Consider the following 11,068-nt stretch of genomic DNA (forward strand, 5'->3'; position numbering starts at 1 on the left):
GGGTGGTGGGTGGGGTCGTGACGGTTGCCATCGCTGCGCATCTCCTCGGTGTCCACGCGCGCCTCAGGAGCCGGCCGATTCGGGGTAGTAGAGCGTGCCGTCGGGTCCGAAGGCGTAGCCGGCGTCGGCCAGCGTCTCCATCGCCGCGGCGGGGTCGTACTCGAACGGCCCGACATCGGGGTCGTGCCACTGATCCAGGCTTGGCGCGATCACCGACCCACCCGGCTCGGCGGCGCCTTCCATCACGATGTCGACTAGGTCCTCGTACGGGATCAGCGACCGCAGCGCCTCCCGGAAGGCGCGGTCGTCGAACGGCGCCCGCGACGTGTTGAAGTGCAGGCCCCGCCAACCATGGCTCTGCGTCTCGACCACCGTGACGCCATCGACGTCCTTCAACGACTCGTACTGTGTAGCCGGCTGGACGTCGTCGTACAGGTCGATCTCACCCGACGTGAGCGCGCTGACTCCTGCGTCGAAACTGCCGAGAATGGTCAGCTCGAGCCCGGCGACGGCCGGGGCGTCGTAGTGAGCGGGGTTGGCCGCGAACGTCAGCGACTCGCCGATGCGATGCTGCTGCAGGACGAACGGCCCGGATCCGACGGGAGTCTCGTTCGTGAAGGTGGTCGGGTCGGTGACCGAGGCCCAGACGTGGCGCGGGAGGATCGGCAACTGCGTGAGCGTGACGTCGGCGAAGTGCGCGGCCGGCGCCGCCAGCGCGATCGTCACCGCTCGGCCCGACACCCGGACCTCCGTCACACCCGCCAGCCCTGCCGCGTACAAGGGTGCGGCGTTGTCGCGCAGGTACTCGACTGAGAACGCGAGATCCTCGGCCGTGACCGGTGTCCCGTCGCTGAACGTCATGCCGTCGCGCAGGGTCAGCGTGACCTCGGCACCGGAGACCTCGACGCTCTCGGCGGCGCGCTCCACGGTCTCGCCGTCGGGGCCGATGGCCAGCGGAGTGTCATAGATCAGAGACAACGGGATCTGACTCTCCAGCGTCTCGACCAGCACCGGGTTGAGTGTGGGCGGCTCGAACACGGTGCCGACGACCAGTGTGTCCCGGTCGTCCAGCGGGGTGGCGGCGGTCGCGTTCCAGATGTTGAAGACGGGGTAGCCGACCGCCGGCTCGATGCCTTCCCAGCGGTCGGACCGGTAGGCGGCGCCGACGACGGGGTAGATCAGCGGGACCACGGGCACCTCGTCATGGAGGATTCGCTGAGCCTGCGCCACCGCGGCCCGCCGGGTGTCCTCGTCAGCCGCCTGGTTCTGGGCGAGATACGCCTCGTCGTATTCCGGGTCGACGAACATCGAGACATTGGTGCCCGAGTCCGTCGCGTTGGCGGACTGGAACCGGCTCAGGAGGTTGTCGGGGTCCAGGCGTTCCGGCGTCGGGCCGTACGACACGACGAAGGCGTCGTAGTCCTTCCCGGCGAAGGTCCGGCTGTTCAACTGGGCGTCGTCGACGGGAAGCAGCTCGGCGTCGATGCCGGCCTCCTGCCATGCCTCGACGATCATCCGGGAGAGCTCGAATCGCGACGGATCGTTGGCCGCTGTCTTGGTCAGCAGCGCGATGGTGGGGACGGGTTCCCGGCCCGACGGGTCGTCGATCGTCGGCGCGTCCTGCGGGGACCGGTCCTCCACGGGCACGCTCGTACAAGCGGCCACCAGCAACGATGCGGCGACGGCGAGCGGAGCGGTACTGCGGCTGTGCTTTCGACCACGCATGATGGTCTCCCTAGGAACGAACGTTCTCTCCAACTGGTTGGTGAGCCCGGCAACCGCCCCGTTACGCGCAAGCTCTTGTCTCAGGACCTCCGGTCCAGCGGACCGAAGATCCAGCCCTCCAGAGACCGGAGGATCTCCGCGGTGGCATCCGCGCGGAGCGAGTACTTCATCCCCGTTCGATCACGTTCTTGACGCAGCAGCCCAGCAGCTCGCAGCTGATGGACGTGGTGGTGCACCGTCGGCTGCCCCAAACGCAGCTGAGCGGCCAGTTCGGCGGCGTACATCGGCCTTTCGGCGAGCATGCGAAGCAGCGCCAGCCGGTTCGGGTCGGACATCGCCTTGAGCGCGGCGACCAGGTCGTGCCGCATCGGCACCGGGTCGTAGCCGTCGAAGAAGTCGCTGTCGACGCCGTAGACGACCAGCGCCTCCCGCGTGTCCTCGTCGATCCGGGCGACCACATAGGGGTGGATGAACACCGACGGTGCCAGCGTCACCGCGGCGAGATCCAGGTCCTCCCCCAGTGTGTAACCGCCGGTCAGTCGCTCGATCCCGGCTGCTGCGGGCAACACGTCGAGCAGCGACCGCGCCGCGGTGTCCGCGTCGGCGACCAGCTTGGTGACGTCGCCGACGTGCGCCGCGAAGACCTGCGTCAGGTAGGCCTCCAGCACGGTCACGAACTCCTCCTGCACCGCCGCCGGCTCACGCAGAACCCGCCGGCACCGCGTCGCCCACCCGGACGCCAGCCCGTCGACGGCGCCGTCGACGACCGCCTTCGCCTTCTTTCCCATCGCGGCCTGGAAGCGCTCCAGTCGCGATGCGTCGGCGTCGCCGCTGTCGAGCATCAGCAGCGCGAGCTCGGCCGCCGGCATCCGCCGCATCGCCGCGACGAGGTCCTCCGGTCCCGCCCCTGCCGGCAACTGCCTGATAAGCCGCACGGCGCCATAGCCGAGCGCGGTGTCCAGGCCCTGGAACAGGAACCGGCCCTGGACGACGACGTCCTCCCCCAGCCGGTCCAGTTGCTCCGACGCCCACCGCCGCGACCGCGTGAAGGTGCGCGGGTTGAACAGGGCGCGCAGGCTGACCACGAAGTCGTAACAGACCGAGGTGTCCAGGCGTACCTCGCCGTGGAACCCTCGACCCACCGACTGGGCGTCGGCGTTTTTGATCAGCTTCATGATCGCCAACCCATCGAAAATCGACCGTGGTCGAAAAACTATCCCTGTCGCATTGGTGCGTCAAGGGGCAATCGCGGACGGATCAGACAATGAGCTCGGCGACGCGGCTTCAGCGCACGTGTCACATCTGGTTGGCCAGCTCGCCGGCGGCTTCGACGGCGATACTGACGGCTCGGGTCGCGAGTGGCGATCGGGTGCGTTCGGCCGGCCAGTGCAAGAACAGCTCACGGGCGGGTGATGGTCGCAGTTGGTGGATGCTGAGCAGGTCGTCGGACCAGGCATCGGATCCGTAGAGGGCGAGCCATGGCAGCACAGCCGAGCCGATGCCCGCCCGCACCATGGACACGATCGTCTCGTGGCCGGCGGTTCGAAACACGATCCGTGGCCGCGCGCCGGCGCTGGCGAGCGCCCGCTCCAACCATCTCTGGTGATAGGTGAGAGGCCAGGCGACCATCGGAGCATCGTCGAGCAGCTTCACCCGCACAGGACCATCGGGGAATGCGCCGGCACCGGCCACCAGGAGGTACTGCTCGTCGAACAGCTTGACGTGCTCGACGTCACCGTCGATGCGGCCGTCGTAGAACAACAGGTCGAGATCTCCGATCTGCGGATCCTCCGGCTCCACGTCGGACAGCCTGATGTCGCACCCGGGGTGCTCGTCGAGTAGCCGGCGCACGACGGCCGGCAGGATCAGGTTGGATACGCCCTGGAAGGTGCCGATGTCGATCCGGCCGTTACCCGCCCTGAAACGATCGACGGAGTCGGCCAGCGCCTCCGCCTTCGTGAGCAGATCGCGCCCGTGGGTCAAGACCACCTCGCCAAGGGGAGTGATCCGTACCGGCCTAGGACCGCCGGGCCGATCGAAGACAGGACCACCGACGGCCCGCTCCAGCGCCGCGATCTGCTGGCTCACCGATGACTGGGTGTAGCCAAGCCGGGCCGCCGCTCGGCCGAACGTTCCTTCCTCGGCGATAGCAGCCATCGTCCTCAGATGGCGCAGCTCGACGTCAGCCACAGGCCAAAGCATAGCTCATAGCGATCAACTCGATCGAAAACAATCGCTTTTCATAATGCGCCGACGCATCTAGCGTCGCTGCCATGACGCGTACGAACAAGAGAAGAGCGACACCCTGAGGAGCACGACATGAGCACCTTCGCACTGATCCACGGCGCCGGGGACGCAGGCTGGTACTGGCACCTGGTCGCTGCCGAGCTCCGGAGCCGCGGCCACGACGTCATCGCCCCCGACCTCCCGGCCGGCGACGAATCGGCGACTCTCGCCGACTACGCCGACGCGGTCTTCGAGGCGGTCGGCAGCCGGAAGGACCTTGTCGTTGCGGGCCAGTCGTTCGGAGCCTTTACCGCTCCCCTGGTCGCCGATCGGCTCGCCGCCGATGCTTTGGTCCTGGTGGCCGGCATGATCCCGGCGCCGGGCGAGCCACCGGACGACTGGTGGTCCAACACCGGATACAGCAGCGCGGTGCGAGAGCAAGCCGCGCGGGACGGCGGCCTGACCGGCAACCCGGACCCGTACGTCAGCTTCTACCACGACGTGCCGCGCGAGCTGGCCAAGGAGGCGATGAGCAAGGAGCGGGCACACCCGTCGCAGGCCTCGATGGCCGCTCCGTGGCCGCTGGACGCGTGGCCGGATGTGCCGACCAGGTTCGTGCTGTGCAGCGAGGATCGCTTCTTCCCGCGGGACTTCCTCCGGCGGCTGGTGGCCGAACGCCTCGGCATCGTGCCCGACGAGATCGTCAGCGGCCACTGTGTCGCCCTCAGCCGGCCCCAAGGGTTGGCGGACCTACTCGAAGGCCGCACCTCGACGCCCGCCGGCACGACGGCATCACCGACCGCCTCCCTTGCCGCGTACCGCCGTTGACCCTGCAACCCGAACTCATCGCGCCCGAAAGGAAACACCCGTGACAACAATGACCGACAACGAATGGCGGTCCTTCGTCGCAGCGGGAACAAAGCTTGCCCACCTAGCTCTCACCCGCCCCGACGGGCGACCCCACGTCACACCCGTCTGCTTCATCCTCGACGGCGACGAACTCGCCTTCGCCTTGTCGCCCGGGAGCGTCAAAGGCAAGAGCCTGGCTCATGATCGCCACATCGCAATCTGCATCAGCGACGAGAGCCAGCCCTACAGCTTCGTGACCATCGAAGGAGAAGCGCGAATCTCCGCCGAACCAGACCAGATCAAACACGTCGGCGCACGCATCGCCAACCGCTACTACCCCACCCATCCCGCAGACGCGTTAGCTGAATCATTCGTACACGAAGGCTTCACCGCGGTGCGGATCACCATCACCAACGTCATCGCCCGAGCCGGCCTCGGCTGACACGTCCTGAACCGCCCTTCGAAGAAACTGGAGCTCAACCGTGACCATGCGTGCGGCGTTGTTCATGCCGATCTTCGACGATCTTGCCGATCCACGCGTCCTCGTCCAGTTGGCTGTGGAGGCCGAAGACGCCGGTTGGGACGGAGTGTTCTTGTGGGATCACGTCCGTCTGAGCGGACCCGTGCGCGCCGCGGCCGACCCATGGATCGCGTTGGCGGCGATAGCCGCAGCGACCTCGCGCATCCTGATCGGGCCGATGGTGACGCCGTTGGCACGCCGGCGGCCTGTCAAGGTGGCGCGGGAGACGGCATCGCTCGACGTTTTGAGCGGAGGACGATTGACGCTCGGCGTCGGCACTGGCAGTGACGAATTCGGGCACGAGTACTCGATCACGGGTGAGGATGTCGACGACAGGACACGGGCGGAGAAGCTCGACGAGTCGCTCGAGATCCTTGAAGCGGCCTGGTCGGGCGACGAGGTGCGGCATCGCGGCCGCTATTTCACCGTGGACGGGATGCGATTCCTGCCCCGGCCGGCACAGCGCCCCGGAGTTCCCGTGTGGGTCGGGGGCTACCGCGGCAAGGTCAAGCCGCTACGTCGCGCGGCCCGGTATCAGGGCTATTTCCCAATCGGTGTCGACAGCCCAGATCACATCGCCGAAGCTGCCGCTCAGCTCACCGAACTGCGCCGGCAGGCCGGGGTCGGCGACGCCAGGTTCGACCTCGTGGCTTCGTTGCCGGCCGACGAAGATCCGGCGGCATACGCCGCTGCCGGCGCCACCTGGCGCTTCACCAGGTTTCCAGCGTCTGTGACCGTTGATCAGGTACGCGGCGTTCTTCGCGTTGGTCCGTAGAGTCACTCCCGCAACGAAGAGACGAGCGACCAAACACCGGGTAAACCCTGGCCCGGTACTCCTCGATCAGACCCGACTCGGCCACTTCGGCGGCGAGGGTTGCGCCGCCGGTCGCGATGTTGCCCTCCCCGGCTCGGCTCGCAATCGCTGGTCCCGAGGTGACGCACCATGAGCTGCGGACCGGCGAGGCCGCAATGGAGTGCGCTACCGCCGCTCCTCGGTGCGAGCGGGCGCGGTGCTCTCGCGCACGATCAGCCGCACCGGGAGCTCGCGCACGACCGAATGCGGCTGCACCGAGCCGTTGAGGATCTCGATGAGGAGGACCATGGCCGCCCGGCCCAACTCGTTCTTGGGCATCGCGACGGTGGTGAGCGGCGTGTGCGCCATGGCCGACATGGCGATGTCGTCGCATCCGACGACACTCACGTCGCCCGGCACGGCCACGCCGCGAGCCACGAAGCGGCTCATCAGGCCGAACGCGACGATGTCGTTGTGGACGATCGCAGCCGTCACGCCGGACGCGATCACGATGTCGGCGGCCGCGACGCCTCCTTCGAACAAAGGAGGGAAGTTCCCCATGGGACGAAGCTCGACGCCGAGGTCGGGCGCGGCCGTCTCCAAGCCCGCCAGGCGCTCTGCATTCGACGAGGACGTCCGGGGCCCTCCGACGTAGCCGACGGCACGATGGCCCAGAGCCGCCAGGTGTGCGAGGGCCTGGCGCATGCCGTCGCCGTTGTCTGCGACCACACACGGACTCACGCGGCGGTTCATGACGACGATCGGTGTGCCGGTGTCGACGGCGGCGAGTTCCTCCGTCGAGGTTCTCGGCGAGCACAGCAGCAGCCCGTCTACCTGTTTCGAGAGCGCGAGCATGAGATCGGGCTCGACGCCCGCCTCTTCGTCGGTGTCGGCGACGAACACGGCGTAGTCGCTCTCCCGGGCCCGCGCCTGCGCCCCCTTCACGACACTCGCGAAGTAGGGGTTCGCCAGATCGGGCACGATGAGCCCGACATTGCCGGTTCGCCCGGTGATAAGGCCCCGCGCCGCCCGGTTCGGCCGGTAACCCACCCGCTGCGCGGCGGCGAGGACGCGCTCCCGGGTAGCGGCGTTCACCCGATCAGGTGCCGACAGGGCTCGCGACACCGTGGACGGCGAGACACCCGCCGTCAACGCCACGTCGCGAATCGTCACTGCCACGCTGTGTTCCTCCCCCGGGTCTTGCTCGCCCTGTCGCGGCGTCTGGACGGTCGGCATGAAAGCGGTTGCCTATGCATGACACCAGGCGCCGACGCTATCAATCATGGCCCGTTGTGGTTGCGCTGAGAGTATCGGCCACGGCCGTTGACCACGATATCCGTCCGACGTCAACGGGCAGGATCGCGCCGTGGACGTGGTCCCAGGCGTCGCGCCGGGACGGCCGCACCAGCGATGTCCCCCGCGCGTCCCAGCCGGGCGGTAGCGGATTTCCATCACGAGCCCTTTCGGTCCGATGCACCGGCCACGATGCCGGCGACCCGTCGCGTCACGTCGTCTGCGTACGCCCCGAGCCGCTCGGCGTTGACCAGATGGGCGGCCGGAAACCAGTCGAGACTCGGATCTGCCCGGATGCCGCGCAGGTAGGCTCCCAGCTCGTCCAGGGCGTGCCGGAGTCGCTGGACGATCTCCGGCTCGGCGGCATCGCCGTACCGCAGCACGTGGCGCGCACAGATGGCGGTCACCAGCACGTGGACGAAGCCCTCGACGTAGGTCCCGAAAACCCGATACCGCCGCACGAGGTCCTGGTACCGGTCGGCACGCAGCCCTGGGTTCCCCGCCGACATTCGGTCGTAGGTGGTGCGCCATAGCTCGAGCGCCTCCTCCTTCTCGGCGATCAGGTACCACACCCGCTCCGGAGCCGGATCGAGGGCGTCCCACCGGGTCCGGTCCCAGTCGCGCAACGAGTTCTTCTCTTCGGCCAGCCAGAACAGGTGATCGAGGCCCACCGGGAACGAGCTGGAGTCGCTGATGACACAGTCGTCTGCGTAGAGCGTGCCGCGCACGATCGGCCAGGACGCCTCGAACGTCGCGGCCGCCCATCCGACACACGCCCGCATCGTCTCCTCGCCCACCTCGGGGTCGACGTGACCCTCGCCGGTCAGCCACTGGCGGTACAGATCGGCCGACGCCGTGTCCGGCGCCACGGCCAACGTCGCCATGGAGCGCAGGTTGAGCACATTGGGTGTGTCGAACGCGCTGTGACCGTCGAGCGACTCCCAGTCCACGCGGACTAGCACGCCCGTGGCCCCGCGGTCCGCCGCGTACCGGTACCGCCGCCGGGTCTCCTCGATGAGGATCGCCGGCGCAACGCCCCACCCGAAGTACTGACCCATCGCATCGAACTCGACCCATTGCCGGCGTCCGGCCACCGCGCCGATCCGCGCGTTGTCCGGAAAGGTCGGATAGTAGTCGTGCGGCGTGTTCTTCAGGCAGATCACGATGTCGGCAGGAAGGTCCGCCCACGCCGTCGCGAGCGCGTCCTGCTCGGCCCGCCCGAAAACGAAATCCCGCAGCACGAGCGTTTTGCCGGCAGCCGCCGTCGGCTCGTGGATCGCGCGGATGACGGCCGAGTACCACTCCGACGCGGTGGTGGCGGCACACCGGTCGCACGGGCACCTGTTCCCGGAGATCGCGAGTCTGCTCTCGCCCGTTCCCGGCGCGGTGATCGTGCCGGCCAGGCCGGGCAGGTCCTCGTACAGCTCGCGGTACTTTGTGGTGAGGAACTCCAGCCAGAACGGGTCGGTGGGACACAGAACCCCGTTCTCGAGCACCTGGGGGTGCAGTTCCACGACGATGTCCGGGAAGAACAACTCCTTGTTGTTCAGATAAACCTCGATGCCGAGCTCCTCGGCTCGCCGCAGCAGCCATCGGATGGTCTCCATGAACAGGTACGGCTTGGACCGTCGCCCTGGGGTGTAGCGATACAGCGTCCGGTACGCCGACCGGTACCGTTCGGAGATGTTCGCGTCCGACTCCGCCGCTCCGAAGTACCTGCCGGGATAAACCAGGCGCTCGAGGATCCCGACTTCGTGCAGCGAAAGCGTGTCAAGCGCGTTGTCCGCCATGAAGCGCAAGACCCGGCTCAGCGTCTTCGGGCTCCAGATGTGCGCGCTGGCATGCAGCTCCAGGGCCCTGGTCTGGAATGTCGCAGTGTCGCTCACCAGTCGTGCACCGTGCCGTCGGTCGTGAGCTTCAGCGGGACGAAGTTCCGACCGGGGCTGGTGACGATCACGGCGGCGTCAGCGATACGCATCGGCACCTACCCCGAGCGAGGAGACGGCGTGTTCGGACCGCCGCGCGTAGGCCTCGAGCGGCAGCCGATAGGCGAGGTCGATCGCGGTCTCAACCGCTTCGTCCAGCGTCAGCTGGCCCTCGCCGACCAACCGGGCGAGGTAGCCGGCGTCGATCCGGCGGGAGAGATCGTGCCGCGCCGGAATCGACGCGAACGCGCGGGCGTCGTCGACGAAGCCACTCGTGTTGTAGAAGCCCGCGGTCTCTGTGACGAGCTCACGGAACCGGCGCATGCCGTGCGGGCTGTCGAGGAACCACCACGGGGCGCCGAGCCTCATCGCCGGGTACACGCCGGCCAGCGGCGCCAGCTCGCGCGAGTAGACGGTCTCGTCCACGGTGAAGACGACCAGGCGCATGCCGGGTTCCCGGCCGAAGGCCTCGAGCAGTGGCCGCAAGTTCCGGGTGAACTCAGCACCGACCGGGATGTCGAAACCCCGGTCGGGCCCGAACCGCCGGCGTACCTCGGCGTTGTGGTCGCGGAGCACGCCAGCATGGATCTGCATGACCAGCCCATCATCGACCGACATGCGGGCCATTTCGAAAAGCATGTGGCTGCTGAAGGCGTCGGCGTCCCGCTCGCTGACCTCACCGCGCAGCGCGGTGGCGAAGATCCGCGCCGCGTCGGTGTGATCGAGCGGGGTCGTGTCGGCATGCAGGTGGCCGTGATCGGTCGCCCGCGCTCCCATCGCGATGAAGGTGCGCCGCCGCTCCCCCAGGGCGTCGAGGAAGTCGTCGTAGCCGGCGATGTCGATCCCGGACCGCTCGGCGAGTCTACGGACACTCTGCGGCCAGGAGGCCGCGGTCGGGTGCAGGAGGCCGTCAGGCCGGAAGGTCGGCACGATGCGCTCGCCGTAGCCCTCCCGCGCGAGCGCGGCGTGCCCGCCCAGCGTGCTGGTAGCCGAGTCGGTGGTGGCCAGGATCTCGATGTCGAACCGGTCGAGCAGCGCGCGCGGAAGGTACTCGTCGCGTTCGAGCATCGCCACCAGGTGGTCGTAGATGGCGTCCGCGGTCTCGGCGGACGGGCGGTGCGGCACGCCGAAGACGTCCACGAGCTCATGCTCGAGCCAGTACCGGCTGGGCGTGCCCCTGAACAGATGCCAGTTGGCGCAGAACGTGCGCCAGATCGCTCGTGGGTCGGTCTCGACGGCTACCGCCTCGTGCGCCGCGGGCATTCCGATCTGTTCGAGCGGGACGCCCTGGGAGACCAGCATCCTCACCACATAGTGGTCGGAGGTGACGAAGAGCTCGGCCGGGTCGGTGAACGGGCGGTTCTCGGCGAGCAGCCGGGCATCGACGTGGCCGTGCATCGAGACCACCGGAAGCCTCGCCGTCTGCTGGTGGATCTCCCGGGCGATCCCGCGCAGTGCCGGCTCCGTCGGCAGCATCCGGTCGGGGGCCAGCATCCAGTAGTCGGATTCAAGCAAGGTGACCTCGTCTCTGAAGCGGCTGCTATCGATACCAGGCGGTGCTGTCGGTTGCCTCGCACTCGCTTGTCGCCCTACGTGGGTACCAGCGCGGTACGTGTGCGCCCCATCTTGCCTTGGATGAGACTAGTTGCACAACCGTTTGCAGTTCAATTCGATCGGTCGCGCCAGAACTCGGCCTGGGCGCGCTTCACCGGTCGCACCAGCCGTGTTCGCTCATGG

General features: G+C 68.0%; 9 protein-coding genes. 3 read left to right on the forward strand and 6 right to left on the reverse strand.

Annotated elements, in window-relative coordinates:
* Window positions 1–63: 63 nt before the first annotated feature.
* The 3 genes from E1269_RS31220 to E1269_RS31230 form a co-directional block, all read right to left on the reverse strand.
* Window positions 64–1,725, reverse strand: coding sequence for an ABC transporter substrate-binding protein (locus tag E1269_RS31220; protein WP_131902033.1), 1,662 nt, complete (start codon window positions 1,723–1,725; stop codon window positions 64–66).
* An 80-nt stretch (window positions 1,726–1,805) separates the two neighbouring features.
* Window positions 1,806–2,900 (reverse strand): ArsR/SmtB family transcription factor, encoded by a 1,095-nt coding sequence (locus E1269_RS31225; RefSeq protein ID WP_131902035.1) that lies wholly within the window; start codon window positions 2,898–2,900, stop codon window positions 1,806–1,808.
* Window positions 2,901–3,021: 121 nt separating this feature from the next.
* On the reverse strand, window positions 3,022–3,915 hold the full coding sequence (locus tag E1269_RS31230) for a LysR family transcriptional regulator (RefSeq protein ID WP_131902037.1): 894 nt from the start codon (window positions 3,913–3,915) through the stop codon (window positions 3,022–3,024).
* A 129-nt stretch (window positions 3,916–4,044) separates the two neighbouring features.
* On the opposite strand from E1269_RS31230, the gene E1269_RS31235 reads away from it, so the two are divergent.
* The 3 genes from E1269_RS31235 to E1269_RS31245 are packed head-to-tail and all read left to right on the forward strand — an operon-like array spanning window position 4,045 to window position 6,095.
* Window positions 4,045–4,779, forward strand: a complete 735-nt coding sequence (locus tag E1269_RS31235; RefSeq protein WP_131902039.1) for an alpha/beta fold hydrolase — start codon at window positions 4,045–4,047, stop codon at window positions 4,777–4,779.
* A 49-nt stretch (window positions 4,780–4,828) separates the two neighbouring features.
* Complete coding sequence (locus E1269_RS31240) at window positions 4,829–5,242, forward strand: PPOX class F420-dependent oxidoreductase (protein WP_131902045.1); 414 nt, start codon at window positions 4,829–4,831, stop codon at window positions 5,240–5,242.
* A 46-nt stretch (window positions 5,243–5,288) separates the two neighbouring features.
* On the forward strand, window positions 5,289–6,095 hold the full coding sequence (locus E1269_RS31245) for an LLM class flavin-dependent oxidoreductase (protein WP_131902047.1): 807 nt from the start codon (window positions 5,289–5,291) through the stop codon (window positions 6,093–6,095).
* Between the two features lie 204 nt (window positions 6,096–6,299).
* Here E1269_RS31245 and E1269_RS31255 read toward each other — a convergent pair whose 3' ends face one another.
* The 3 genes from E1269_RS31255 to uxaC all read right to left on the reverse strand — a co-directional run bounded on the left by E1269_RS31255 (window position 6,300) and on the right by uxaC (window position 10,825).
* Complete coding sequence (locus tag E1269_RS31255; RefSeq protein ID WP_131902041.1) at window positions 6,300–7,292, reverse strand: LacI family DNA-binding transcriptional regulator; 993 nt, start codon at window positions 7,290–7,292, stop codon at window positions 6,300–6,302.
* Between the two features lie 272 nt (window positions 7,293–7,564).
* The gene (locus tag E1269_RS31260; RefSeq protein ID WP_131902043.1) at window positions 7,565–9,292 is read right to left on the reverse strand and encodes a hypothetical protein; all 1,728 of its coding nucleotides are present in this window, start codon (window positions 9,290–9,292) and stop codon (window positions 7,565–7,567) included.
* Between the two features lie 78 nt (window positions 9,293–9,370).
* Window positions 9,371–10,825, reverse strand: coding sequence for a glucuronate isomerase (uxaC, locus tag E1269_RS31265; RefSeq protein ID WP_131902049.1), 1,455 nt, complete (start codon window positions 10,823–10,825; stop codon window positions 9,371–9,373).
* Window positions 10,826–11,068: the final 243 nt, after the last annotated feature.

Source organism: Jiangella asiatica (assembly GCF_004349065.1).
Taxonomy (GTDB): domain Bacteria; phylum Actinomycetota; class Actinomycetes; order Jiangellales; family Jiangellaceae; genus Jiangella; species Jiangella asiatica.